Origin of the sequence: Streptomyces sp. NBC_00285, from assembly GCF_036174265.1 — a bacterium.
GTDB lineage: Bacteria > Actinomycetota > Actinomycetes > Streptomycetales > Streptomycetaceae > Streptomyces.
This window is the reverse complement of sequence record NZ_CP108055.1, coordinates 561,336-587,431: the sequence shown is the minus strand read 5'-3', so window position 1 is coordinate 587,431 and position 26,096 is coordinate 561,336. Positions and strand designations below refer to the sequence as shown.

22 protein-coding genes are annotated in these 26,096 nt (G+C 69.9%); 11 read left to right on the top strand and 11 right to left on the bottom strand.

Translation table 11 applies throughout. The features are described 5' to 3' along the window. Window positions 1-134: 134 nt before the first annotated feature. The gene (locus OHT57_RS02830) at window positions 135-2,993 is read right to left on the bottom strand and encodes an ATP-binding SpoIIE family protein phosphatase (protein ID WP_328744248.1); all 2,859 of its coding nucleotides are present in this window, start codon (window positions 2,991-2,993) and stop codon (window positions 135-137) included. Between the two features lie 324 nt (window positions 2,994-3,317). On the opposite strand from OHT57_RS02830, the gene OHT57_RS02825 reads away from it, so the two are divergent. Then, a complete protein-coding gene (locus OHT57_RS02825; RefSeq protein WP_328744247.1) occupies window positions 3,318-4,157 on the top strand; it encodes an endonuclease/exonuclease/phosphatase family protein in 840 nt (279 codons plus the stop codon). A 223-nt stretch (window positions 4,158-4,380) separates the two neighbouring features. Here the strand turns inward: OHT57_RS02825 and OHT57_RS02820 are convergent, their stop codons facing one another. Next, window positions 4,381-5,082 carry a TetR/AcrR family transcriptional regulator gene (locus OHT57_RS02820; protein WP_328744246.1) on the bottom strand — a complete coding sequence of 234 codons (702 nt, stop codon included), beginning with the start codon at window positions 5,080-5,082 and terminating at the stop codon, window positions 4,381-4,383. Window positions 5,083-5,423: 341 nt separating this feature from the next. Between OHT57_RS02820 and OHT57_RS02815 the strand changes: the two genes are divergently transcribed. Further along, window positions 5,424-6,497: a medium chain dehydrogenase/reductase family protein gene (locus OHT57_RS02815; protein ID WP_328744245.1), complete on the top strand. Its 1,074-nt coding sequence runs from the start codon at window positions 5,424-5,426 to the stop codon at window positions 6,495-6,497. 422 nt (window positions 6,498-6,919) lie between these two features. Here the strand turns inward: OHT57_RS02815 and OHT57_RS02810 are convergent, their stop codons facing one another. Next, window positions 6,920-7,141 carry a helix-turn-helix domain-containing protein gene (locus OHT57_RS02810; RefSeq protein ID WP_267007426.1) on the bottom strand — a complete coding sequence of 74 codons (222 nt, stop codon included), beginning with the start codon at window positions 7,139-7,141 and terminating at the stop codon, window positions 6,920-6,922. Next, on the bottom strand, window positions 7,141-7,632 hold the full coding sequence (locus OHT57_RS02805; protein ID WP_328744243.1) for a DUF2975 domain-containing protein: 492 nt from the start codon (window positions 7,630-7,632) through the stop codon (window positions 7,141-7,143). Before OHT57_RS02805 ends, OHT57_RS02810 begins: the two co-directional genes overlap by 1 nt. A gap of 140 nt (window positions 7,633-7,772) precedes the next feature. Here OHT57_RS02805 and OHT57_RS02800 point away from each other — a divergent pair, with 140 nt between their 5' ends. Continuing rightward, the gene (locus OHT57_RS02800) at window positions 7,773-8,306 is read left to right on the top strand and encodes an AAA family ATPase (protein ID WP_328753096.1); all 534 of its coding nucleotides are present in this window, start codon (window positions 7,773-7,775) and stop codon (window positions 8,304-8,306) included. Between the two features lie 84 nt (window positions 8,307-8,390). On the opposite strand, the gene OHT57_RS02795 is transcribed toward OHT57_RS02800, so the two are convergent. Both OHT57_RS02795 and OHT57_RS02790 read right to left on the bottom strand, forming a co-directional pair. After that, the gene (locus OHT57_RS02795) at window positions 8,391-9,452 is read right to left on the bottom strand and encodes a DUF6215 domain-containing protein (RefSeq protein WP_328744242.1); all 1,062 of its coding nucleotides are present in this window, start codon (window positions 9,450-9,452) and stop codon (window positions 8,391-8,393) included. 212 nt (window positions 9,453-9,664) lie between these two features. Continuing rightward, complete coding sequence (locus OHT57_RS02790; RefSeq protein ID WP_443053415.1) at window positions 9,665-10,534, bottom strand: helix-turn-helix domain-containing protein; 870 nt, start codon at window positions 10,532-10,534, stop codon at window positions 9,665-9,667. A gap of 155 nt (window positions 10,535-10,689) precedes the next feature. Here OHT57_RS02790 and OHT57_RS02785 point away from each other — a divergent pair, with 155 nt between their 5' ends. From OHT57_RS02785 to OHT57_RS02760, 6 genes are all read left to right on the top strand, one after another. Then, entirely contained in the window at window positions 10,690-11,706 is a 1,017-nt protein-coding gene (locus tag OHT57_RS02785; protein ID WP_328744239.1) for a zinc-dependent alcohol dehydrogenase family protein, read from the top strand. Between the two features lie 82 nt (window positions 11,707-11,788). Then, entirely contained in the window at window positions 11,789-12,454 is a 666-nt protein-coding gene (locus tag OHT57_RS02780; RefSeq protein ID WP_328744238.1) for an SDR family NAD(P)-dependent oxidoreductase, read from the top strand. A gap of 16 nt (window positions 12,455-12,470) precedes the next feature. Continuing rightward, a complete protein-coding gene (locus OHT57_RS02775; RefSeq protein ID WP_328744237.1) occupies window positions 12,471-12,995 on the top strand; it encodes a cyclophilin-like fold protein in 525 nt (174 codons plus the stop codon). A 60-nt stretch (window positions 12,996-13,055) separates the two neighbouring features. Then, on the top strand, window positions 13,056-14,312 hold the full coding sequence (locus OHT57_RS02770) for an MFS transporter (RefSeq protein WP_328744236.1): 1,257 nt from the start codon (window positions 13,056-13,058) through the stop codon (window positions 14,310-14,312). 39 nt (window positions 14,313-14,351) lie between these two features. Next, window positions 14,352-15,119 carry a glucose 1-dehydrogenase gene (locus OHT57_RS02765; RefSeq protein ID WP_328744235.1) on the top strand — a complete coding sequence of 256 codons (768 nt, stop codon included), beginning with the start codon at window positions 14,352-14,354 and terminating at the stop codon, window positions 15,117-15,119. A 30-nt stretch (window positions 15,120-15,149) separates the two neighbouring features. Continuing rightward, entirely contained in the window at window positions 15,150-15,563 is a 414-nt protein-coding gene (locus tag OHT57_RS02760) for a (R)-mandelonitrile lyase (protein ID WP_328744234.1), read from the top strand. A gap of 242 nt (window positions 15,564-15,805) precedes the next feature. Here OHT57_RS02760 and OHT57_RS02755 read toward each other — a convergent pair whose 3' ends face one another. Beyond that, on the bottom strand, window positions 15,806-16,207 hold the full coding sequence (locus tag OHT57_RS02755) for a hypothetical protein (RefSeq protein WP_328744233.1): 402 nt from the start codon (window positions 16,205-16,207) through the stop codon (window positions 15,806-15,808). Between the two features lie 182 nt (window positions 16,208-16,389). On the opposite strand from OHT57_RS02755, the gene OHT57_RS02750 reads away from it, so the two are divergent. After that, window positions 16,390-17,379, top strand: coding sequence for a helix-turn-helix domain-containing protein (locus OHT57_RS02750; protein ID WP_328744232.1), 990 nt, complete (start codon window positions 16,390-16,392; stop codon window positions 17,377-17,379). 166 nt (window positions 17,380-17,545) lie between these two features. Continuing rightward, the gene (locus OHT57_RS02745; RefSeq protein ID WP_328744231.1) at window positions 17,546-19,048 is read left to right on the top strand and encodes an LPXTG cell wall anchor domain-containing protein; all 1,503 of its coding nucleotides are present in this window, start codon (window positions 17,546-17,548) and stop codon (window positions 19,046-19,048) included. 44 nt (window positions 19,049-19,092) lie between these two features. On the opposite strand, the gene OHT57_RS02740 is transcribed toward OHT57_RS02745, so the two are convergent. The 4 genes from OHT57_RS02740 to OHT57_RS02725 all read right to left on the bottom strand — a co-directional run bounded on the left by OHT57_RS02740 (window position 19,093) and on the right by OHT57_RS02725 (window position 26,087). Next, on the bottom strand, window positions 19,093-21,324 hold the full coding sequence (locus OHT57_RS02740) for an alpha-L-fucosidase (protein ID WP_328744229.1): 2,232 nt from the start codon (window positions 21,322-21,324) through the stop codon (window positions 19,093-19,095). Between the two features lie 293 nt (window positions 21,325-21,617). Beyond that, the gene (locus OHT57_RS02735) at window positions 21,618-22,757 is read right to left on the bottom strand and encodes an XdhC/CoxI family protein (protein ID WP_328744228.1); all 1,140 of its coding nucleotides are present in this window, start codon (window positions 22,755-22,757) and stop codon (window positions 21,618-21,620) included. Between the two features lie 157 nt (window positions 22,758-22,914). Beyond that, on the bottom strand, window positions 22,915-25,110 hold the full coding sequence (locus OHT57_RS02730) for a xanthine dehydrogenase family protein molybdopterin-binding subunit (RefSeq protein WP_328744227.1): 2,196 nt from the start codon (window positions 25,108-25,110) through the stop codon (window positions 22,915-22,917). Beyond that, a complete protein-coding gene (locus OHT57_RS02725; RefSeq protein WP_328744226.1) occupies window positions 25,107-26,087 on the bottom strand; it encodes an FAD binding domain-containing protein in 981 nt (326 codons plus the stop codon). The genes OHT57_RS02730 and OHT57_RS02725 overlap by 4 nt, the downstream gene beginning before the upstream one ends. Window positions 26,088-26,096: the final 9 nt, after the last annotated feature.

Sequence of the window (26,096 nt, the reverse complement as noted above, 5' to 3'; positions counted from 1 at the left end):
GCTTGCGCATGTCGATGGCGAAGGTTCGATCACATGCCGACAGCATCTGTGGTGAGCATGTGGTGAGGCACCTGTGTCGGCTGTGTCGGCTGTGTCGGCACGAACCGGTCCGCGGAGCCGCGCGGTGGACCACGTCAGTGTTCGCAATGGTCGGGTGTGAGCGACAGCGTGTACCAGACGGTTTTGCCGGGCGGGTGTGGGTGTGTGCCCCACTTGTGGGCGAGGGCGGTGATGAGGGCGAGGCCGCGGCCTGATTCGTCCGTTGCGGCGGCCTGTCGGGGGCAGGGTGGGTCGGAACTGGTGTCGGTCACCTCGACGGTGAGTTCGGTTGCCGAGCGGATCACGCTGACAGTGAGGGGGCCGGGGGCGTGGACGAGCGCGTTGGTCAGGAGTTCAGAGGTGAGGAGGCGGGCTGTGTCGATCAGGTCGCTGGGCAGCTGCCAGGTGGAGAGGGTGGTGGTGAGGAAGCGGCGGCCCGTGGAGACTGCGCGTGGGCCTGGTTGAAGGTCCATGTGTGCGTGGTGTGGGGGAGTCATGCGGATGAGCAGCAGGGTCACGTCGTCGTCGTGTCCGTCGTCGTCCGGCAGGAGCGTCGCGAGGATGTGGTCGGCCGCCGGCTCCAGCGCGGCGGGGGATGCGCCGTGGGTGTGCAGGGCGGTGTCGAGGGTGTCGGCCAGACAGTTGATCTGGTCTTCGATGTCGGTGTGGGGGCGTTCGATGAGTCCGTCGGTGTACAGGGCGAGGGTCGCACCGGCGGTTAGAGGCCGACTCGTCTGCTGGTGCGGGAAGCCGCCGATGCCCAACGGCACGCCGACGGGCAGGTCCAGTGAGTGTGTCCGCTCGTTCGGTGCGGCGAGCAGAACGGGTGGGTGGCCGGCCGAACACGCGGTCATCTCCGCCGTGTCGTGGTCGATGATCAGGTAGCAGCAGGTCACCATCTGGTCGGGCAGATCGCACACGAAGGCGTCCAGCGCGCTGATCAGCTGGTCCGGGGGCAGGCCGGCCTGGGCCAGGGCGTGGGCGGCGGCGCGCAGTTGACCCATCACTGCTGCGGCCTCCAGCCCCCGGCCCATCACGTCGCCGATGACGATGCCGGTACGGTTCGGGCCCAGGGGAATGAAGTCGAACCAGTCGCCGCCCACCCCGGCGCCCTGCACGGAGGCCCGGTAGCGGCGCGCACTGGGCAACTCCTCGACTACGGGCGGGCTGCCCATGAGACTGCGTTGGAGGGTGTAGGCGATGTGGTGCTGCTGCTCGTAGCGGGCCGCGCGTTCGGCTTCGGCCCGCTTGCGGTCGCTGATGTCGCGGACGGCCACGGAGACCAGCAGTCCGTCCTCCGTCTCCAACGGGCCGAGACTCACCTCGATGGGGAACTCGTGCCCGCGGCTGTCGCAGGCGGTCAGATCCACGTCCGCGCTCATCGCGCGGGCCTGCGGCCGGGCCAGGTATGCGCGCAGCAGTGCGCTGTGGCGGCGGCGCACACGGGCGGGGGCCAGGTCGTGCACGCTGGAGCCGATCATCAGGGTCCGTGGAAGTCCGAAGAGGGCTTCGGCCTGGGCGTTCGCCATCACCACGGTGCCTCGCCCGTCGGCGATGAGTGTGGCGTCCGGGGCGCACTCCAGCAGGGCGCTGAAGCGCTGCCGGGTCCGTTCGCTGTCCTGCTGGGCCAGGATGCGGTCGGTGGCGTCGGTGGCGATCCCGCACACCGCGTACGGCGCGCCGGAGGCGTCGGTCAGCGGGAAGAGGGTGGTGAGGAAGTGGTGCGGGCCGTCGGTGAGGCCCAGGGTGTCCTGACGCTGCAGGCTGTGGCCGGTGCGCTGGACCTCGACCTCGGCCGCGCGCAGGGGTCCCGCGCCCACCGGGGAGGGGAGGTCCTCGATGCGGCGTCCGAGGATGTCCGTGCGTCCGGTGTCGGCCAGCCGCTCGAATCCGGCGTTGACGGCCAGGTACCGGCCGGCGCAGTCCTTGATGAAGATGGCCGCCGGGGTGTGGTCCATGAACCGTTGCAGCCAGGCGTATTCGCGGATGCGGTGCTGGATGCGGTCGTGCGCGAGCTCCGCGTGCCGGCCCACGGCAAGCGCGGTGAAGCTGACCACGGTGAGGACCACCACGTGGGCGCAGGCCACCAGCGCCGAGCCCATCCGGGTCTCGTACCAGCCGGCGTCCTGTCCCATCAGTCGCAGCCAGCCCAGAACCGGAGGCACCACCACCGCCGTGGCGGCCATCCACCGGCCCAGCAGCCCGGTAGGGCCTGGGATCATGAGCAGCGCCGCCAGCCCGACGTCCGGGCGGGCCAGAAACGTTGCCGCGCCCAGCAGCACCAGGGCGAGCGCGGTGTGCAGGGCCATCCTGGTGTAGTCGTCGATCTGGCCCAGCTGTGGCACCCCGTAGGCAAACCCGTAGACCCGCAGCAGCCCGAGCACCAGCACGACCAGCCCGCACACCTGTCCCAGCTGCACGGCCCAGGTACGCCGCCGGCTCAGCGCCAGCTGGGCCAGACCCGCGAGCACCAGGGCCAGAGCGGTGTTCGGTGACATCCTGCCCGGAGACGAGCCGCCCAGGGCCGTGTCGTCGTGGAACAGGAACTGGTCGATGCCGGGACCGGCACGCACGACGTACTCGGCCAGGGTCACCATGCCGATGCCGACCCCCACCCCGATGCCGATGCGGCTGAAACGGACCGGACCCGTTTCGCCCGGTCCGCGCAGTGCCAGCAGCAGGGACCCGGACAGGGCGAGCATCGCGATCGCGGAGTTCGGTTTCATCGATGTCTGTCCCGGTATGACGCTCTTCAGTGCCTCGATCCCCAGGACCCATCCCGTCAGACCTCCGCACGCGAGCAGGGCGCAGGTGAGGGCCGCGACACGGGTGACCCGCCGAACGCCTTCCTCGCCTGCCGTGTGGCGTCGCGGCCGTACGTCCGGCGCCGGCCGCTTCTGCTCCTCCGGCTGCCACAGTGGCTTGCTGCCCCGTTGCTCTGTCGCGTCAAGCACTGCCCACTACCCCTGCCGATCAACACTCCCGCATGTCTGCCCCTCGGCTCCCCGGTGGGCCGTGCCCCTGCATCGGGTCCCTCGCCTCGGCGCAGGCGTACAGATACTTCGGGCCAACGTAGGCCCTGCCAGGGAGGGCAGGCGGCAGGCTCACCCCAACTGGTCGGATACCGCAGTGAAGTTGCCGAAACCGGACCTGAGATGAAGCCTTGTGCGGAGGTGGTGATCGAATCGGGCCGCAGGAACGTTCACTGCGTGAATCCGGGCATCCTCTAATCTCGTCCATGAGACGTCGGACGCCTGTGCGTCCGCAAGGAGGAGGCGATGGTGTTCGGTAGGGGCACGTGGCTGCTCGTGGGCGCCGTGGTCATGCTCTGCCTGGTGCTCGTCGGCCCGAGCGCACCAGGCAGCACCCATTCCGGCAGCTCGACGCCTAGCGTTGCGACCAGGGACGTGGTGCCGAACCGGGTGATGACGTGGAACATCTGCAACCCCTGCGGGAAGAGCAACGCCGACCAGGCGGGGGAGATCGCCGCATACGCGCCCCAGGTCGTCGGTCTGCAAGAGGCCTGTGTGCGAGACGTCGACAGGATCCGGGAGTACCTTCAGAGCCTTTACGGGCTGGTCTACCACGTCGAGTACGGGTCGGTGCTGCAGAATTGGGGCCGGTGCGGGGGGCTGCCGTGGAATCCCGGCGGCTTCGGCGAGGCACTCCTGACGGCGGCACCGATGACGGACGTCGTCAAAGTGGAGTACCCCGACGGGGGTTCAGAGGACCGCGGGTACATGGCCGTCACCACCACGGTGGGTGACCGGCGCGTCCGGGTCTACAACACACACCTGGCGGAACGACGTCAGGAATCGGTCCGGGCGGACCAGGTCCGCGTCCTGGCCACAGAGGTCGCCCGTCACGAGCGCGCCGTCGTGCTCGGTGACTTCAACGCCGTGCCGGACGCTCCCGAACTGAGCCGGATGTGGTCCCTGGCCGCGGATGCGGACCCCCGGTGTACTCCCTCGACCGCGGGCGTGTGCGAGCCGACCACCGACTGGCACAGCAGGTTCGACTACGTCTTCCTGCGGGGCATCACGCCGCTCAGGCACCGTGTGCAGCCCACCTCGTACTCGGACCATCACCTGCTGTACGCCGATCTGTCATCGACGTAGGACGCTCTGCCGGCACACCGTCGGCGCGGGGATGTCACACGGCGGCTCGGGGCTCGATCCCCGTTTCGGGCAGCGCCGCCGCGGGTTCGACAAGGCGGCCGGGACCGACGTCGAGTTCTTGGGTCGGACCAGGGTCAGGGGGCGAGCAACGACGGGTTCCGTCGGCCTGTCCGATGCGGTGACTGCCGCGTCGACGACGGCGTCATGGGCGGGGCGGCCGTCTTCAGGGGGCGGCCGGTGTCAGGCACTGGACGGCGTTGTCGATCTCCAGGTCGATCAGCCGCTGCGCCTCGATCGTCTGGTTGTCGAACACGCCGGTGAGTTCGAGGCTCACGATCCCGTGGACCCGCGTCCAGATCAGGATGGCGGCGCGGGCCACGTCCGGTGCGATGTCCGGCCGCTCCTGCGTCCGCGCCCACAGGCGCAGTTGTCCGTCCAGGGTGCGGTCGCCGCTGGTACTGCGGGCCGGGGCGGTGCCCTGGACGGCCGCCAGCATGTCGATGAGCAGTGCCATCGCCTGATCCAGCGGAGTCCGCGTGGTGACCTCGCCGGGCAGGTCACCGGCCCGCTCGCCGAACAGCATCCCGTAGCGACGCCGGTGGGCCAGTGCCCAGTCGCGGTAGGCGGTGACCACGAGTCGCACCCGCGTGCGCGGCGCTTTCCGGCCCCCCTCCACGGCTTGGCTCATCGCCGCCGCGAGGTGCTGGTAGGACAGCGTCACCAGATGCGCCACCAGGGCGTCTCGTGACGGGAAGTAGCGGTAGACCGCCGGCGCGGACATCGCCATGCTGCGGGCGAGCGCTGCGACCGACAACGCCTGTACGCCATCCGCGTCGATGATCGCGAACGACTCGTCCTCGATCTCCTGGAGCGTCTGGGCTCGCAGCCGTTCACGCCTGCTCACCGACTGCGTTTCGTTAGTCATCGTCACACTGTAACGGAGCATCCGGATACTGATGGGCTCTGATTGGCGCTATGAGCAGTAACGCAGCGGTCGGGCCTGCCGTGGAGGCCTCGAACGCGGTGCGATGTCGGCTCGGCGCGATGTGCCGGCCGGGGTGAGGTGCCCGTCAAGGGCCTGGCGCGGCTCTCGGCGAACGGCATTGCCTCCGTCCCGGTCCGGTGCAGCTGCGTTCCGAGCCCCTGCTTGCCTGCGGCGGGCCACATCCCCTCCCTTGAGTGGTTGACGCGGCATGACAGGGCGGCGCATAGTTACGACCATTAACAAAGCGACGACCAGTTGCAGACATTTGAGGGGATCCGATCATGGCCGACGCCGGCGCCACCCACGAGGACACCGTCACCGCAACCGAGGTAGTGCTGCCGGGAAAGGTCGCACCGTCCGGTCTGCAACTGGTCCGGCGCGCCCTGGCGACACCCGCCGCCGGCCAGGCCCTGGTACGCGTCGAGTCGACCGCCGTGTCCTTCGCCGAGAGCGCGATGCGCCGCGGCCGCTACTACGGCCAGCCCGCGTTCCCGTTCGTGCCCGGCTACGACCTTGTCGGCGTCGTCGAGGCCGTCGGCGCCGGAGTTGATCCCGCGCTGGTCGGCCGACGGGTTGCCGCGCTGACCAAGACCGGCGGCTGGGCCACCGCGGTCCTGCTGACGGCTGCCGACCTGGTGGAGGTGCCTGACGGGATCGGCCCCGACGAGGCGGAGACGCTGATCGTCAACGGGCTGACCGCCTACCAGATGCTGCACCGCAGCGCGAAGGTCCGGGCGGGGCAGACCGTACTCGTGACGGGCGCCGCCGGCGGAGTCGGCTCGGTCCTGGTGCAACTCGCCCGTCATGCCGGCGCCCGCGTGATCGGCACGGCGAGTCCGCGCCACCACGAGGCGTTGCGCACCCTGGGCGTGGAGCCCGTCGACTACCGGGACCCCGATCTGGCCGCCCGCATCAGGGAACTCGCCCCCGACGGCGTGGACGCCGTGTTCGACCACCTCGGCGGCGCCAGCGTCAGCCTCTCCTACCGACTGCTCAACCGCACCGGCACGCTGGTCTCCTACAGCATCGCGGCAGCTCTCGACGACACCAAGCCCATCCTTCTCGACTTCCTGCCGCTGCTGGCCAAGCTGGCGTTCTGGAACTACCTGCCCACCAGCAGGCACGCGAGTTTCTACGACATCTGGGCGGGCGCCGGCAAGCCCGACTCGGCCAAGCGCGAGGCGTTCCGGGCCCGGCTGCGCACCGACCTCACCCACGTCTTCGGCCTGCTGCGCGACGACGTACTCACCGCGAAGATCGCAGCCCGCTTCCCGCTCACCGAGGCCGCCGAGGCCATCGAACTGGCGGAATCCTCCGGTCGGACCGCCGTCGGCAAGATCATCCTTGTTCCCTGACCGTGCGACGGGGGAGGGGGACCGGCGAGAGGGGTGCCCGGTTGTCGATGTTCGGGTACGTCGGGCTCCCGGTGAAGTCAACTGGTCATGCCTTGCAGCAGGGTGTGACCTGGGCCGTACGTCGATGACGTGGCCAGTCTGTCGGTGCTGATCGGCACGACCTGGCGGCACCGCTGAGCGGGGCGATCCAGGACGTCGCCGTCGTTCCGTAGGTGGTGATCCGCTCCACCGGCTGACAGGTGATCACGAATGGGGCGCCAAGTGGCTGCGGTGTGGTGCAGGTCAGCCGGACTGCGTGCACGGGGGCCGGGGCGGGTGTTGACGGAGATCGGTGAACCGTGTCCTTGGGGTCCGCAAGCCGTGGCGCGGGCTGGTGGTGCGAGCCCGTGACGCGGGGCTTAGCCGCGTCCCCGCCGCGGATGTCATCCGCTCGCGGCGTCCTCCGCCTCCCAGCGCAGCAGGTCGCCCGGCTGGCACTTGAGTACCTCGCAGAGCGCCGCGAGCGTCGCGAAGCGTACCGCTTTGGCGCGGCCGTTCTTGAGCACCGCCAGATTCGCGGGCGTGATCCCCACGCGGTCCGCGAGTTCGCCCACGGACATCTTCCGCCTGGCCAGCATGACGTCGATGTCGACGGCGATCGGCATCAGATCACCTCGTTCAACTCGGCCTGCATCTGCGCCGCTTCGACATCGCGCGCGACGGCCTGGGCGAGCAGCATCCGCAGGACGAACACGATGAGCGCGATCCCCAGGATGCCCACGCCGATCCCGCCCATGATGAGGGTGACGCCCGGGTCGTCCCGCTGACCCGGCGCGTTGATGGCCGTGACCGCGAACCACAGCAGGGCGGCCGCCGCGATCGCGCCGATCACGGCGTCCACGTACCGGAAGGCGGCTAGGGAGAACACGGTTCCGCGCCGCACCATCGTCACCAGGCGCCCCACGCAGACCAGGACGACCTGGACCGCGACCATGCCCAGGATCGTGACCACGCGCAGTGGGGTCAGCGGGAGGGACCCGTCCTCCGGGTCGCTCCCGCTGACCAGCACCCACACCATCGACGCCTGTACGAACACGGTGCCGACGAGCATCACCACACCGACGGCCCGCAGCGCACCCACGGTCAGCTTTCCCATGGCCCCTCCTTCCATCGAGTTACGATGGGAATCTATCGAATATCGATACGCTGAGCAAGGGTGTCCTCGGAGAGGTCGGCTTCCTGCGAGCGTGCATCCCCCAGGGCCTGGCCCAGAGCCTCAGTAGGGTGATCGCCATGATGGTGGGCTCCGACGAAACCCGGCTGGTCGTACTGCGCGGCAACAGCGCCTCGGGGAAGTCGTCCGTCGCGGCCGGTCTCCGTGAGGCCTTCGGCCGTGGGCTGGCGCTGGTCGGCCAGGACAACCTGCGCCGTGTCGTGCTGCGTGAGCGGGACCGGCCCGGAGCGCCGAACATCGGGCTGATCGACCTGACGGCCCGTTACGCCCTGGACGCCGGCTATCACGTCGTCGTCGAGGGGCTCCTGTACGCCGACCGTTACGGCGAGATGCTCACCCGGCTGTGTGCCGAGCACCGCGGCCCCACCCACGCCTACTACCTGGACGTGCCGTTCGAGCAGACCCTCGTGCGGCACGCCACCAAGCCGATCGCGGACGAGTTCGGTGAGCCGGAGCTGCGGGACTGGTACCGGCCCCTCGATCTCCTGCCGGGCCCTATCGAGACCGTCATCGGTGCCGACAGCACCCTGAAGGCCACCATCGACCGCATCCTGCTCGACACAGGTCTGCCCGGCCTGCCCGTCAGGGAGCTCTGACAGCCGGGGCGGCATCCGTGGACGACAGGGTGGCCGGGCTCGCCGTTGGCACTCGGCTCGCCCGGCCGAAACGTTCTCGACGTCCTATCGGACAGACCGTTCGGGGATCGCCGGGAGGACCTTCTCCGCAATCCCGAGGAGAACACTGTCCTGCGGGAGTGCTCCGGACGTGCTCCACACCGTGAAGTCGTAGGAGCCGCCCCGGTCATCGGGAGCGAGGGCCACGGTCAAAGTCCTTGCGAGGGGGCCTTGTTCGACGGGCCCGCTGGATCCGGTACTCCCGAGATCGATCTCCAGTTTCATGGTGTGGTCCGAGGAGTAGACCGCGGGCCGACCGAGCACCTTGAGTGTCTTGACGCCTGTCTCGTTCCCGTACTGCATCAGCTTCACGTACTGGGCGGTGGTCAGCTTGTCGTACGTGGCCGAGACATGCACGGTGTACGTGTCGAACCTGACCTCGGCCTCCGGCTGGGCGACCTTCTTGTCAGTCAGGGGAGCGGTGCTGTTGGTGCCGAAAGCAGTGGATGCGGTCTCTCCGGGTGTTCCGAGGAGCTGGGCCAGGTCCGGCCGGTTGAGCACTTCGCACAGCTCGTCACCGGTCACGGGACGGGGCGTCTTCTTGTAGGCCTTCGGCAGCTCCTCCCGTTCTCCGCTCGAACAGGAGGCGGGCTGCGGGGTGTTGTCATCGGCCGCCGGCATCACGTGTGGGGCCACCCACAAGGCACCCCCGAGTGCTCCGAACAATGCCAAAGCTGCGAAGGCCTGGCCCCACGCATTGGGCTCCTTCTGCACGGGGGCTGGACCGGGAGGCGGAACGACTTTGGCCTGGATCGGAGCCGGAGCCGGAGCCGGAGCCGGAGACGGTGCCTGAGCCGGGACCAGTGCCGGTGCCTTGGCGGCGCCCTCGACCGCTCCTCCGTCCGCGGGGGCAGCCGGACTCGGGTTCCGGCGTTCGCGCAGGGCCCGGATCACCCCGTGGACGCGTATGGCGGTGAACACGAGGAACACCACGCCGAGACCGGCCGCGACCAGATCGTGATCGTGAACGCCGAGATAGAAGATGCGTACGCCCAGGACGGACCCGATCGCGATGAGCAGGGGTTCGCGGACCCAGAAAGGCAGGAGACGGATGAGGAAACCGAGCATTCGGTGATCTCACCAGTACAAGACCACATCCGCTGTGGTGGAAGCCATAGTTCCGGGCACATGCAGGGCCTGGCGAGACAAAGGCCGCCGCGGCGACCGGCACGCCATGCCGAGCGGCCGGTGCTGTGGTTCACACCGGTGACGCGGTGAGCGTTCGTTCCGGAGCTGCAGGTGGTACCGGTGTCCGGCGTCCGACAATCACGGCCGACGACTCAGGACAGTGGCTGCGACGCGGACAGGTGCTGGTCGGCGGCCCAGGAGGCGAGGATGCGCAGGCGTTCATGGGTGGGGGAGCCGGGAGCGGCCGTCCAGACGGTCAGGTGCTGGTCGGGGTCGGTGTTGGCGGTGAGGGTGTCCCAGTCCAGGACGAGTTCGCCGACGACCGGGTGGCTGAGGGTCTTGGTCCCCACCGTGCGGGCGGCGACCCTGTGGGCGCCCCACCACTGGGCGAACTGCTGTTCACGGGTGGAGAGTTCACCGACCAGTTCGATCAGGCGGGGGTCCTCCGGATACTTCGCGGCCTCCATCCGCAGCTGCGCCACTGCGATCCGAGCGGACGTCTCCCAGTCGGCGTACAGGTTGCGCATGGCCGGGTCCGTGAAGATGATCCGCGGGTAGTTGCGGTGCTTCTCCGGGACGCGGGAGAAGTCCGTGACCAGGGCCGCGGCCAGGGCGTTCCAGGCCAGGATGTCCCCGCGCCGGCCCTGCACGATGGCGGGGGTGGCGGTGAGGTCGTCCAGGACGCGTTGCAGTTGCGGCTGGACCTTCTGCCTGCCGCGGCGCCGGGTGCGGGTGGTGGTCTTGCCGGCGAGCTGGAACAGATAGCCGCGCTCGTCGTCGTCGAGGTGGAGGACGCGGGCCAGGGTGTCCAGAACGGGAGCGGACGCCTCCATACGGCCCTGCTCGAGTCGGGTGTAGTAGTCGGTGCTGATCGAGGCGAGCTGGGCGACCTCCTCACGGCGTAGCCCGGCCACCCGGCGGGGCCCGCCTGTCTCCGGCAGTCCGACCGTGCGCGGGCTCAGCTCCGAGCGGCGCGTTTTGAGAAATTCCCCCAGCTCATTGAGGGGTACGTTGCTGCTCATGCTGCCCAGCATGGCACTGATGGCACTCCGGGAAAGGGGGAGAATTCTCTCCCAGGATGTTCCCCTCCCAGGATGAATCCCTCCGCTTTTGCTGCGAGCCGCCGCGTGTGAGTGTCGATGGTGACCAGATTTCCCCCATCGCAGGAGGCACCATCATGCGCGGAGCAGTCATCCACTCTCCCGGCGATGTGCGTTTCGAGGAACTCGCCGACCCCAAGATTCTCCAGTCGACCGATGCGGTGATCCGTACGGTCGCCACGTGCGTGTGCGGGTCGGACCTGTGGCCCTATCGCGGGGCGGAGCCGGTCGACGAACCTCACCCGATGGGTCACGAGTACGTCGGTGTGGTGGAGGAGGTCGGCAGCGAGGTCACCGATGTAAGGCCGGGACAGTTCGTGGTCGGCTCGTTCGCGACCTCGGACAACACCTGTGCGAACTGCCGCAACGGCTGGCAGTCCAACTGCGTGCGCCGCGAGTTCATGAGTACCTGTCAGGCCGAGTACGTCCGTATCCCCAACGCCCAGGGAACCCTGGTCGCCACCGACGAGCACCCGGACGACGAGTCCGTGCCCAGCCTGCTCGCCGTCTCCGATGTGATGGGCACCGGCTGGTACGCGGCCGTTGCCGCCGAGGTCAAGCCGGGCTCGACTGCCGTTGTCGTCGGCGACGGCGCGGTAGGGCTCTGCGGAGTCATCGCCGCCAGGGAACTGGGCGCCGAGCGGATCATCGCGATGAGCCGCCACGCCTCCCGCCAGAAGCTCGCCCTGGAGTTCGGCGCGACCGACATCGTCGGCGAACGCGGTGACGAAGGCATCGCCCGCGTCAAGGACCTCACCGGTGGCATCGGCGCCGACTCCGTCCTGGAGTGCGTCGGCACCCCCGAGTCCATGCGGCAGGCCCTGCACTCCACCCGGCCCGGCGGCAACGTCGGCTTCGTAGGTGTGCCCCACGACGTCGCCGTGGACGGCCAGGAGCTGTTCTTCTCGCACGTCGGCCTGCGTGGCGGTCCCGCGCCCGTACGCGCCTACCTGCCCGACCTGATCGACCGCGTCCTGACGGGCCGCATCAACCCGGGCAGGGTCTTCGACCTCACCCTCCCCCTGGAGCAGGTCGCCGAGGGTTACAAGGCGATGGACGAGCGACGCGCCATCAAAACCCTCCTCACACCCTGACCGCACCTCACACCGTCCACTCTCCGACGCCGGACACCATGCCCGGTACGGAACCGCCCGCCTGCCAAGGAGTCGACTGACCGTGACCACCTTCGCCCTCATCGGCGCCGGCCCGGGCCTCGGGCTGGCAACCGCCCGCCGTTTCGGATCCGCCGGCCACACCGTCGCCCTCATCTCCCGCGGCGCGGAACACCTGGACGGCCTCGTGGCTGAACTGGCCCGCGACGGCGTCCAGGCCGGCGGCTTCACCGCCGACGTCCTCGACATCGAGTCCCTGACCACGGCCCTGCACGCGGCCGCGGCCACCCTGGGGCCCATCGAGATTCTCCAGTTCAGCCCCGTGCCGCGCGCCGACTTCATGAAGCCGGTCCTCGACACCGGGGCCGACGACCTCGACGCCCCCCTCTCCTTCTCCGTCAAGGCACCCGTCGCCGCGGTGAACGCCGTTTTGCCCGGCATGCGCGCCCTCGGCCGCGGCACCCTGCTGTTCGTCAACGGAGCCAGCGCCGTGCGTCCCAACCCGAACGTCGCCGGGACCTCCGTCGCCTTCGCCGCCGAGAGCGCCTACGCCCGCATGCTGCACGACACACTCGCGGCCGAGAACATCCACGCCGCCCAGCTGATCATCCCCGGAGCGATCCGGCCCGATGCCGAACACAGCAGCCCCACCGTCCTGGCCGAGCGTCTGTACACCCTCCACACCGAGCGTGACGGCTTCCGCCACTACGCCGAGCCCCTGCCCAACTGAACCCCGGGACGATCCCATGACCCCGGCCGCCCGCTCCGCCCTGGGCCGCGCCGTCACGGCCACCGCGCTGCTGCTGACCGTTGCCGCCTGCGCCCACGACACCCCGCAGTCCTCCGCACCCCCGAAGTCCCCGGCGCGGACAACGACGTCAGCCCCGGCACCCCCCAATCCCGGCAGGACCACCTCCATGAACATCCGCCTCACCGTCGACGGCCGCCAGACCGACGCCACCTTGAACGGCAGCGCCACCGCGCGCGACTTCGCCACCCTCCTCCCGCTCACCCTGAACCTGAGCGACTTCCACCGCACGGAGCGGATCGCCGACCTGCCCCGGGGGCTGTCCACGTCCGGCGCGCCGGAGGCCGCCGCAGGCAGGGCCGGAGACCTCGCCTACTACGCCCCCTGGGGCAACCTGGCCGTCTTCTACCGCGACGGCGCCCCCGAACCCGCCGCCGGCCTGGTCATCCTCGGCCGGGTGGCGGAAACCGGCATCGCACGTCTCGCCACCGCCGACAAGGTCACGATCGAAACAGCCTCCTGACCCGAACCCGAACCCGATACCGCTCGCCCGACCCGCACCGCTCAAGGAGCCAGAACACGCATGCCCTCCGCATCCGGGACCACCCTCCCCAAGCTCCCCACCGTCGTCTGGGTGCTCGCGGCCGGCACGTTCCTGATGGGAACCACCGAGTTCGTCATCGCCGGACTGCTGCCGGAGCTGTCCACCGACCTCGGCGTCAGTACCTCCCGAGCCGGCCTGCTGATCACCGCTTTCGCCATCGGCATGATCATCGGATCGCCGACCATGGCCCTGGCCACTCTGCGCCTGCCCCAGCGCCGGACACTGACCCTGGCCCTGGCCGTGTTCTCCCTCGGACACGTCGTGGCCGCCCTCAGCACCTCCTTCACCGTCGTCCTGGCCGCCCGGGTCATCACCGCCCTGGCCACAGGCGCGTTCTGGTCCGTCGGCGCGGTCATCGCCACCGCCGCCGCGGGCCCCGCGGCCTCCGCCCGCGCCATGGGCCTCATGATCGGCGGCCTGACCCTCGCCAACGTCATCGGAGTGCCCGTCGGCTCCTTCGTCGGCCAGTTCATCGGCTGGCGCGGCCCCTTCTGGGCCCTGGCCGTGCTCTCAGCCCTCGCCGCCGTCTTCATCGGCCGTTTCATCCCCGCACGGGACCAGCGCCCCCACGTCTCCCCGCGCGCCGAACTCAGGGCCCTGCGCCAAGGCCGGCTGTGGCTGGCGCTGAGCGCCGCCATGCTGATCATGGGCGGCGTCCTGGCGACCTACAGCTACATCACCCCGCTGCTGACCGACCGCGCCGGCATCCCCGAGGGCGCTGTACCGCTGGTCCTCATCGCCTTCGGGGTCGGCGCCCTGGGCGGCACCACCATCGGCGGCCGCCTGGGCGACCGACACCCCATGGCCACCACCCTCACCGCCGCCGCGGCCACGGCACTGGTGCTTCTCCTGATGATCCCGCTGTCCGCCAACCCGGTTGCCGTCATTGCGCTGGTCTTCCTCATGGGGCTGACCGGATTCACGGTCAACCCGATCGTCACCGCGCTCGCCGTCCGCTTCGCCGGCCACGCCCCCACGCTGACCTCCTCCTTGACCACCTCAGCGTTCAACACCGGGATCGCCGCCGGGTCCGCGCTCGCGGGTACCGCCCTGAACTCCTCGCTCGGCCTGACCGGGCCACCCCTGGTGGGAACCGTGATCGCGGCCCTCACCCTGCTCCCGCTGGCCGCCCTGGTGGTCCGCGGCCCTGCGCGGAAGCCGCGGATCGTGGCGCAGCGCACAACCGCCGTCCGCTCACCGGCCGACGAGCCGTCCGAAACGCCCGCTCCTCGCTGACGGCACAGCCCGAACACCTTCCGAGAGGAATGCCCCGACATGAACCCCCGCTACGACTTCACCGGCCAGGTCGCCCTCGTCACCGGAGCCGGCTCCGGCATGGGCCTGGCGACCGCACGGGCCTTCGCCGCCTCGGGTGCCGCCGTCGCCCTCACCGACGTCGACGAAGCCGCCCTGAACACAGCCGCGAAGGAGCTCACCGAGGCAGGCCACCGCGTCCTCGCCCTCACCTGCGACGTCACCGACGAGGACCAGGTCGCCGCCGCGGTCGACGGAACGGTCGCGACCCTCGGCCGTCTCGACATGGCCTACAACAACGCGGGCATACAGATCCCGGCCAGCGACGCGGCCGACGAACCCGCCGACCGGTTCGACCGGGTCAACGCCATCAACCTGCGGGGCGTGTGGGCCTGCATGAAGCACGAGCTGCGGCACATGCGGGCCCAGGGCAGCGGAGCCATCGTCAACTGCTCCTCCCTGGGCGGACTCGTCGGCCTCCCCGGCCGCGCCTCCTACCATGCCTCCAAGCACGGCGTGATCGGCCTGACCACGAGCGCGGCCCTCGAGTACGCCCCACGCGGCATCCGCGTCAACGCCGTCTGCCCCGGCACCATTGACACCCCCATGGTCAGCGACATGATCGCCAAGGGAGAACTCGACCGTGCCGAGGCCGAGGCCAACCAGCCCATCAACCGCCTCGGCACCGCCGAGGAGATCGCCCAGGCGGTCGTGTGGCTGTGCAGTCCCGGCGCAAGCTTCGTCGTCGGTGTGGCCCTCCCCGTCGACGGCGGCTACGTCGCCCGCTAAAGACACACGAAACGAGAGGGAGCAGCGCCCATGGAGTTCATCGAGCAGCAGCCCAGCAGCAAGGCGCCCGCGGACTGGTTCACCGGCGACGTGTGGTGGGACGTCATCGTGGCCGGCCAGGAGCCGTCCCGGATACGCGCCAACATGGTCCGCTTCGCACCGGGCGCCCACACCAACTGGCACTCCCACGCCCTGGGCCAGACCCTGCACGTCGTCTCCGGGACAGCTCTGATCGGCACCCGCGAAGGCACGATCCTCGAAGCCCACCCCGGCCAGACCGTCGCCTGCCCGCCCGGCGAGGAACACTGGCACGGCGCCACCCCCGACCGGTTCATGGAGCACCTCGCCATGTGGGAGGGCACGGGCGACGGCACCGCCGAGACCACCTGGGCCGAGCCGGTCACCGCGCAGCAGTACAACGGTCCTCGCACGGCTCAGCGTTGAACCCGGTTCGCAGGCCCATGGTGCGGCTTTCCACGATGTGACCGAAGCCGTCTTCGCACCGGCCTGCATTCGAGGGGGCCCTTGCGTGGATCGTCACTCGGACATGGGGGTCGGGTCGCAAGACGGAGACCCCGTCGGCGGGAGGCATGCACCCGGCCGTACGGGGTCCGTCATCGGTTCACCACGTGGTCGTGTGAACGCCTACGCAAGACGGTCAGGAAGGCGCGTTGCCTGATGCGGTATCAGCAATAGGCGTACTCGACGGCGCCGTCGCCGTCGTCGTCATAGGCGACGGTGTTGAAGTTGTCCAACGACGTCCAGCCGTAGTGCGAGCCCACGTCGGTCCGGAGGTACACCCACCAGTGCGAGGTGGCGCTGTTCCACTTGAGACAGCGGACCCATACCCACTCGCCGGCCGAGATCGAGGCGAGGTTGTCGCATCCGGAGTAGTCGCTGTTCTTGAGGTGGGTGGATATGGTGATGCTTCCGGCCCCCTCGCCGTTCGCGCTGGGGTTCCAGGTGGTACAGGCTGCCGCTGAGGCCGACGGTGCGACGGCCACGGTCATGCCGAACATCATCAGGCCGGTGGTCAGGACGGACACGAACAGCCGCAGCGGACGGCGGTGTGAAACGTTGCGCAACACGCAGGTCCCCTCTCACTCACGAACAGTCGAACGGTCGTTTGCCGGGCTGACGTTATGGCGTGGCGGTGCGTGGGGGCGTTATCAGCCAGCGACGGCTGGTTGGCACTGCGCGCCAGGCCGGAATGTGCCTCACCACAAGGTCGAACAGAGGGCCAGAATGTCGGCCCACGGGGGTGCTGCACGTGTTCGAAACGGTGTACAGCAGTGACGAGTGGCCGCCGGGCGAGAGATTCGACCGCTGGCGCGAGATGATCACCCAGTCGTATCTGCCGTCGGTGGTCAGCAGCGATCAAGCCGCCGACTTCCACGGCGTGGCCAGGGTGTTGCAGGCCGGACCGGTGCATGTGGCGACGCTGAGGCTTCCGGCGCTGCGGGTGCTGCGCACGCCGGTGCATGTGCGCAGGCTCGATCCGGATCAGTACCAGCTGGCCGTGACACTGCAGGGACAGCGGACCATGGCGCAAGGCGGGCTCGAGGTCGCACCGGAGGTGGGGGACCTCGTGCTGAACGACTCCTCGCACCCGTACGAGTCCTGGATGCTGCCTGACAGGGGCGCGGTCGAGACGATCACCGTGGGCATACCGAGAACCGCGCTGCCCCTGCCACGGGCGAAGGTCGACCGGCTGCTTGCGGCGCCGATGGCCGGGGATTCGGGGCTCGGGGGGCTCCTTGCGCAGTTGTTGGTACGCATGGTCGCCGAGTCGGAGTCATACCGCCCGCAGGACACCGTACGGCTGGGCACGGTGGTCCTGGACCTTGCCACGGCGGTGCTGGCTCATCGCACGGAGACAGGTAACGCGGTCCCGCCCGAGAGCCGTCAGCGCGCGCTGCTGGTCAGTATCAATGCCTTCATCGAACGCCGGCTCGGCACCGCGCAGCTGTCACCCTCCCTCGTCGCCGCCGCACACCACATTTCCGTACGCCAGTTGCACCGGCTCTTTCTGCCCCAGGGGACGACGGTGAGCGAGTGGATCCGGCACCGCAGACTGGAGCGTTGCCGCCGCGATCTCCTGGACCCCCGCCTCGCCGAGCTGCCCGTCCACGCGGTGGGGGCACGGTGGGGCTTCACGTGTGCGGCGGACTTCAGCCGGGCCTTCAAGACCGCGTACGGCACCCCACCGGGCGACTACCGGCGGCGGAACCAGCAGGGCCCGGCCAGGCGGCGGGGCTGAAGGCGGGTGTGCGCCGGTCTTCAGCCGGCCCACCACCACATCGACCAGCTCGCCGTTCAACATGGAGCCCGGCCGGTGGACTTGACGGCGCGGGTCCGACGGCGAGGAGGCGACCCGGACGCCGTGCGCGGGCAACCTTCGGGAGGGCTCGCGCATCGAAACGTGCATGACTTCCCACCACACGGCGTTCGGGGCGGCGCTCGCCGCCGTGCTGCTCGTCCTGGCGTCCGGCGCGACCGCCGTGGCCGTCGATCCGTCTCCCCTTCCCACGAAGGGCCGCACGACGATCGAGGCTGACAAGCAGCTCAACGTGGGATCGGCCGCCCAGACGGTCCACGTAGTCTGGGGTTTCTCCGACCCCGCGGTGGATCTGCCCGCGCCCGCGGACCTGACGCTCGTCATCGATGCCCGAGGCCTGGCAGGCATCGCACGCGTGGTGGTCGCCGACCCGAGGTGCACGGCCCACGGGCGGGTCTTCTCCTGCGCCAACCAGGACACCTCCCAGCCGACGAACCTGGACTTCACCGTGCAGGCGAAGACGGGCGCAGCCCTCGGTGCCACCGGCACGATTCTGTACACCGCCTCCGCCGGCCGCGGGACCCACGCAACCGCGCGGGCGAAGGTGATCGTCGGCATCCCCGAGCTGGTCGTCGGCAAAGTGCCCGCCATGACGCACGTCAGTCCCGGGTCCCGGATCCGCCTACCGCTCCGGCTCCGCAACACCGGCGACCTGGCCACCGACCGGCGCGTCGTGCTGCGCTGGGAGTCGGCGGGCGGTCTGGCCTTCGACCGGAAGTTCTCCAACTGCGGCTACAGCGTCGGCTCCGACCTCGTCGCGCCCGACGGCCGGACGTCCGTCACCTGCGTGTTCAAGGCCCCCGTGGCGGCGGGCGCCACAGTGGAGCTGAGCAGTCCACTGACCGCCACGGTCGGCGAGCACGTCATGACCAGCGTGACCCACTACTGGGTCGAGTTCCTGAAGCCCGGCGAGCGGCCCGGCACGGGCCCCGAGCCGGGCACCGGTCCGGCGCTCACGCTGGTGCCCGCGTCCGGGGCCGGAGACGGGTTCGAGCGTGGCACGCAGGGCCAAGTCGGTGTCTCGGCCGACAACTCCGCGGATCTGGCGGCCACGGCCACCGCGAAGCGCGCCGCCGGGGCGGGTGAATGGACGCTGGCCCTCGACGCCGTGAACCACGGCCCGGCCTCCGTGTACGGGACCGACCACGAGTCCGTCGCCGTGGTCGACGTCGTCCTGCCGAAGCACACGGTCGCGACCGACTACAGACACGCGGAGTCGGAGGACAGCGTGTACGGCCCCTGCCTCCTCCGGAACGGCGACACCGGAACGGCGCCTTTCGAGGCGGGACACCGGCGTTACGTGTGCACCGTGCCGTACGGCATCGCGGTCGGCGGGAGTCAGGAGTTCGGGCTGTCGGTGAAGACGGACAAGGACTACGACGGCGCCAAGGGCACGGTGACCGTACGCCCTGGCCCGGCCGGCATCCCCCTCCACGACCCGCACACCTCGAACGACACCGTCACCTTCACCTTCGGCACACAGCCCGCCACCGGCACGGATCACACGGCACTCGTCACCACCGCGGCGATCGGGGCCGCCCTGCTGGCCGGCACGATCCTCGTCCTGCGGCGCCGCAGGCGTTCCCGCTAGGTCGCGTCCGCAGGGTCCCGTCGATCGGTGCGGCCGTGTTCTTGTCACAGCGCGGTGAAGGTCCACAGCAGGTTGGTGCTGCTGCCGTAGGTCCACTGTTTGGTGATGGAGCCGGAGTTGACGTTGCCGCCGCCGTCGAGGACCAGGCCGGTGGTGCGGTTGGCGATCGAACAGCGGTCGCCGTCCCGGTGGGTGATGGTCCACTGCTGGTTGGTGCCGCCGTTCCAGGGCGCCTGTCTGGCGGCGGAACCGTCGGCGGTGTCGCCCCAGCCGTCGGCGACCATGCCGTTCGTGCGGTTGACCAGCCTGTAGTAGCCGCCCGCGACGGCCTCCGCATGCCACTGGAGGTTGGAACTGCCGTCCCAGGACCACTGCTTGAGGTTGGATCCGGAGGCGACGTCGCCGCCACCGTCCAGGGCGAGGCCGTTGGTGGCGTTGGTGATCCGGAAGTAGGTGGCGGGGTTGAACTGGACCCTGAGCGAGGCGATCTGGTCGTTGTTGCCGGTGACTCTGAGGTCGGGGTTGTCGGCGGTGAAGGTCCAGGAGGTGCCGGTGAAGTTGTCGCCGGAGTAGCCGACCACCTGGTAGCCGGGGGCCGGCCGGAGGGAGGAGAGGGTGCGGGGGCCCGGTCCGGCCGCGGTGAGGTCGGCCGAGGTGTAGTCGCCGAGGGTGAACACGGCCGCCTTGCCGGTGTAGTTGACGTCCGTGAAGGCGACGGCTCCGGCGAGCGGCCGCAGGTCCGGGATCGCGCCGGAGAAGGCGAGCTTCAGCACGTAGGCGTTGGCGTTGTACGGCGCCGACGACGGCAGGGCGATGGTGAGGCCGGAGGAGTTCTGAGCCGGAGTGGGCAGATCGATGTAGGTGCCGGCGGTGGTGCCGAGGAGCTTGACCGAGGTCAGCGAGGAGAGGTTGATCCGGTCCGAGCCGAGGGTCTTGATGGTCAGGGAACTGCCGGGCCAGCCCAGGACGGTGGCGTACAGAACGTCACCGGTTTTGCTGCGGGTGAAGCGGATGTCCTGGGGAGTCCCGGCGGTCGGGTTGGTGAAGGCGCCGCCGCCCATCTTCGTCGGGCCCTCGCCGTACGCCGTCCAGGCGCGCGTCGAGTACACCGACTCGCCGAAGCGCTTCAGATGGTCGCCCATGCCGAGCAGGACGTCCTTCTGCGCCTGGGGGATGGTGCCGTCGGCCATCGGCGCGATGTTCAGCAGCATGTTGCCGTTCTTGCTGACCCGGTCGATGAACGAGTGCAGCATCTGCTGGATGGTGTAGTAGCCGATGCCCTGGGTGTAGCACCAGCTGCTGCTGGAGATGCTGTCGTCGGTCAGCCAGTACGGGGTGGTGAGATCGGCCGGGCCGCCCCGTTCGTAGTCGAAGACCTCGCCCTTGCCGTTCAGGCCGTCCTTGTAGGTGGAGACGACCTCACGGCCCCAACTGTTGGCCTGGTTGTAGTAGTACGAAAGGAAGTTGAGGCGCTGCGTCTCGTCGACGGCGACCAGATTGAAGTCCTGCCACAGGATGTCGGGCTGAGCGCGGTCGATGACTTCCTTGAGCTTGTCGAACCAGAGCTGGTTCTGCGCGGCCGAACCCAGTTGTCCGTAGAGCTTCTTGAGGCTGGGGTCGCTCTGAGCGGGGGCGAACTCGTAGAACCCGGTGAAGTTGTACGCGTGGTGCATGGCCACCAGCAGTTTCAGGCCCTTGGCGCGGATGGCCGTGGAGAACAGCCGCAGCAGGTCGAGGCCGGGGCCCTTCTTCACCGAGTTCCACTCGTTGACCTGGCTGTCCCACATGGAGAATCCGTCATGGTGCTCGGCCACCGGGCCGGCGAACCTGGCGCCGGCGTCGACGAACAGCTGCACCCACTCGTCGGGGTCGAACTTCCCGCCTGCCGACTTCAGTTTCGGGGCGAACTTGACGGTGTTGCCCGCCAGGTCCTGCGCCCCGTTGATGAAGTTGTGGTACGGCCACGCCGACGGCTGGCCGTAGGTCGCGATGTGGTGCTGGTTGGCGGTGTCGCCGACCCGGTACATGTTGCGCGGGTACCACTCGTTGCCGAAGGCGGGGACGCTGAAGACACCCCAGTGGAAGTAGATCCCGAACTTGGCGTCCTGGAACCACTCCGGAGTCGGCGGGTGCTGGTCGACCGAGTTCCAGTCGGGCGTGTACGTGCTGGGCGCCGCCTGGGCAATCCCGGCGCCGAACACACCGCCGGCGACGGCTGCGGCGGCCACGTAGGTGGCACCGGCCAGGAAGTGGCGTCTGCTGATCGAACTCGACATGGAGACATCCCAGGTGCGTGGGGGCAGGGGATCACGAACAGCACGGGCGGGCTTGGCTGCCGTGCGTGATGTGTCGCTTGTTACGCATGAAGGTCTGTCATGTCTCCCTGCGATGTCAACCAGCGTGCAGGGATGAAAGTGGTTTCGCTGGAGGGTAGTTGACCCGATTGGCTATGGTTTCTTGTGGATCTGGACCTGCTAAACATGGAATGTCTCGCCGTTCTGGGTGGCCGATCACGCCCTCCGGCGAAGAGGCTTCAGGGGGATGGGTTCCTCTTCCGTCGAGCCCTCGCTCAATCGGTCAGGACCGACTGTCTTGGCCGGATCGGACGGTGGATCCGGCCGGTGATCCGGGCCAGGGGACGGCCCGTGCCCTGGTTGGCCTGGGCGATGATCTCCGCGGCGATGGAGACGGCCGTCTCCTCGGGGGTGCGGGCGCCGAGATCGAGGCCGATCGGGGAGCGCAACCGGGCCAGTTGTCCGGCGGACGTGCCGGATTCGCGCAGGAGGCGCAGGCGCTCGTCGTGCGTACGCCGGGAGCCCATCGCGCCCACGTAGGCGACGGGCAGGCCGAGGGCAAGGCGCAGCAGAGGGATGTCGAACTTGGCGTCGTGGGTGAGGACGCATACGGCGGTACGCGCGTCCACCTCGGTGTGTTCCAGGTACCGGTGGGGCCAGTCGACGACCACTTCGTCCGCGTGCGGGAAGCGTGCGGGCGTGGCGAAGACGGGACGGGCGTCGCAGACCGTGACCCGGTAGCCCAGGAACCGGCCGGCCCGGCTGAGCGCGGCCGCGAAGTCGATCGCGCCGAAGATGAGCATGCGGGGGCGGGCGGCTGACACATGGACGAGCACGGACAACCGCTCGGGGCAGCCGTCGCCGGCCCCGCCGATGTCCACACGGGTGGTCCGGCCGGCCCGCAGCTGGGCTTTGGCCCGGTCGGCCACCACCCGGTCCACGGGGCCGCTGCTCACACTTCCGTAGGTCGCGTGGCCATCGCCGAGCACGCTCAACGTGGAGCCGATGAGGCACTCCGGGCCGTCCACGACCTGCGCCACCGCGACCGGACGCCCCTGGACGATGTCGCGCAGGGCTGCGGCGAGGTGCGGCTGGGCCGCCGGGTCGATGCGCTGGACAAGGACGTCCAGTTCGCCGCCGCAGGTGAGGCCGACGGCGAAGGCGTCGTCGTCCGAGTAGCCGAACCAGGCCCGCTGTGCGGCTCCCCGGTCATGCAGCACCTGGCGGCACAGTTCGTAGACGGCGCCCTCCACGCAGCCGCCGGAGATGCTGCCGACCGCGTTGCCGTCGGCGTCCACCGCCACCGAGGTGCCGATCGGCAGGGGCGCGCTGCCGTGCACGCCGACAACGGTGGCCAGGGCGAAGGGGCGGGCTTCGCCGCACCAGAGGTGCAGGGTGTCCGCGATGTTCAGCATGGGCGGCTCTCCACAGGGTGACCAGGATCGGCAGGGGTGCGGGCCGCCGCCGCGACGCCGGGGAAACGTCGAGCGGCGGCGGCCCTGGGAAGCCCGGCGGCGGGACGGGGCCGCCGCCGGACGTGGTATGCACTCCACCGGCCCGAAGCACTCGGGATCAGAGCAATGCCTCGGCGGTGATGGGCAGTTCGCGGACACGTCGGCCGGTGGCGTTGAACACCGCGTTGGCGATGGCGGGCGCCACACCGATCATCACGAGTTCACCGAGGCCCTTGACGCCGAGCGGGTCGGCCTCGCGGTCCTCACCGTCGAGGTAGATCGCCTTGAGGTCGGGAACATCGGCGTTGACGGGTACGAGGTAGTCGGCGAGGTTGGCGTTGACGATCCGCCCGTCGCGGTGGTCGGTGACGGTGTGCTCCAGCAGGGCCGTTCCGATGCCGCCGACCATGCCGCCGAGTGCCTGGCTGTCGGCGAGCTTGGGGCTGATGATGCGCCCCGCGTCGTACACACCCAGGATTCGCCGCACCCGGATCAGGCCGAGGGCCGCGTCCACCGCCACTTCGGCGAAGGTCGCGTTGTAACCGTAGAAGGAGTGCCGTTCGGGTCCGGACGGCGGGGCGAACGAGCCGTCCGCCGCGAGGTGGGTGCGGTCATTGCGGGTGAGCAGGCGCCGGTACGTCTCCCCGCGCGTGGGGTCGTCCTTCACGTGCAGTCGGCCGCCCCGGACCACCACGTCGTGGGCAGGCACCCCGTGCAGTGGCGAGGCACGGTCCTCCACGGCCAGCTTGATCGCCTGACGGCGAACCTGGTTGCAGGCGTCGAGAGTGGCGGAACCGACGCTGGCCATGGTCATGGAGCCGCCGTGCGGTGGGGTCGGCGGGTAGAGGGAGTCCCCGAGCCGGAACGTCACCGTGCGCACGGTCAGTCCGAGCGCGTCCGCGGCGACCTGGGTCTGGGAGGTGTAGGTGCCCGGCCCCATGTCGGTGGCGGCGGCCTCGACCACCGCTGTGCCGTCCGCGTCCAGGCGGGCCCGGGCCCGGGCCGGCATGCGCGCGGTGTCGTAGACGCCCGCGGCCATGCCCCTGCCGATCAGCCAGTCCCCCTCGCGCGTCGAGCGGGGTTCGGGGCTGCGGCGGTGCCAGCCGAACTCGCGGGCGCCCACGGCGTAGCACTCATGCAGCCGACGGGTGGAGAAAGGCAGGCCCGTCGACTCGTCCCCGGCCGGCTCGTTGCGGCGGCGCAGCTCGATCGGATCGACGCCGAGCCGGTGCGCGAGCTCGTCCATGGCCGACTCGATGACGAAGGAGGCGGTCTGAAAGCCGGGGCCGCGCATGTACAGCGGGGTGGGCAGGTCCAGGGGCACCGTCCGGTACGCCTGGCTCACGTTGGGCATGCTGTAGAGCATCTGCCCGGCCGCGAGAACGCCTTCGGTGAACGTCTCGTACGACGACGTCTCGGCGTCCAGCTCGTGGACCGCGGCCGACAGCCGGCCACGCCGGTCGCTGCCCAGTCGCAGGCGGTACTCGTACGAGGGCCGGAATCCGGTGCCGAGGTACATCTGCTTACGGCTGAGCACGAGCTTGACCGGCCGCTCCGTCTCGCGGGCGGCCAGCGCGGCCACCACCACGTGCGGCCAGCAGCGCAGTGCCGTGCCGAAACCGCCCCCGACGAACGGGGAGATGACGCGCACCGCGTCCGACTCCAGACCGAACACCGCCGCGAGTTCCGTCTGCGTGCCCACCACCCACTGGGTCTTGTCCCACACGGTGAGCGCGTTGCCATCCCAGCGGGCGATGGTGGCGTGCGGCTCCATCGGGTTGTGGTGGTTGCGCGCCGTGCGGTAGGTCAGGTCCAGGCGTACGGCGGCGTCGCGCAGGCCGGCCTCGGCGTCGCCGCGGGCGTAGCGGGTCGCCTCGTCGGGCTGGGCCTCGGAGAGGTCGGTGGAGGGCTGCTCGGCGTCGTAGCCGACCTCGACCAGGCTCGCGCCGTGCTGTGCGGCCTCCAGGGTGGTGGCGATCACGACGGCGACCGGCTGGCCGTGGAAGCGCACCTGGTCGTCCTGGAAGACCCGCAGCCGCCGCCCGGCCGGGTTGTTGGACCCGGCGTTGTCGCGGTACGGCAACTTCGGTGCGTTGCGGTGGTGGACCACCCGCAGTACGCCCGGCTGGGACTCGGCGTCGCGGGTGTCGATGGACGTGATGCGTCCGCGGCCGACGCTCGCGTCGACGATGACGGCGTGCACGGCACCGTCGATGTCGTGCTCGGCGGCGTACACGGCCCTGCCGGTGACCTTCAGCCGGCCGTCCACCCGGGACAGCGGCGCGCCCACGGCTGCCTGCGGCTGGGGGCTCACTTGGTACCTCCTACGATGCGCAGCTGGCGCTCGACGGTTCGCCTCAGCAGCTCGACCTTGAAGCGGTTGTGCCGCAGGGGCCGGGCGTGGTCGGTGGCGCGCGCCGCTGCCGCTGCCCACAGGGACGTCGAAGGGCGCTCACCGATGAGGTGCTGCTCGACTGCAGGCAGCCTCCACGGCACGGTGCCCACACCGCCCGCCGCGACCTTCGCCTCGCGGATCACCCCGCCGCGCACATGCATCGCCACAGCGGCCGAGGTCAGGGCGAACTCGTAGGACTGCCGGTCGCGCACCTTCAGATAGCCGGACTTGAGCGGACGCGGAAAGGCCGCTGTCTCCACCGCCGTGATCAACTCGCCCTGTCGCAGAGCCTGTTCGCGGCTGGGGGTGGTGCCCGGTCGCAGCAGGAAATCCGCGAAGGGAACGCGCCGCTCCCCGTCCGGGCCCAGCAGGTGTACGCGCGCCTCCAGTGCCGCGAAGGCCACGGCGACGTCGGAGGGGTGGGTGGCCGCGCAGTGGTCGGAGGTGCCGAGGATTGCGTGGCTGCGGTTGTAGCCGTGCAGTGCGGCGCACCCGGAGCCGGGCTCACGCTTGTTGCAGGGGGCGCTCACGTCCCGGAAGTAGGTGCAGCGGGTGCGCTGCATGATGTTGCCGCCGATGGTCGCCATGTTCCGCAGCTGGGCCGAGGCACTCAGCTCCAGCGCCTCGGCGACGACGGGGTACAGGGCGCGCACCTTCGGGTGGGCGGCGGCCCCGGACATGGTCACCAGGGCGCCGATGCGCAGTCCGCCGCGCTCGGTGACGGTGACCTCACGCAGTGGCAGACCGGTGATGTCGACGAGGGCGTCGGGTCGTTCGACGGTCTCCCGCATCAGGTCGACCAGGGTGGTGCCCCCGGCGATGTAGCGACCACCGTGCCTGCCCGCATCGACGGCCTCACGGGTGTCGGAGACGCGGGTGTAGGTGAAGGGATGCATGGTGGCCGC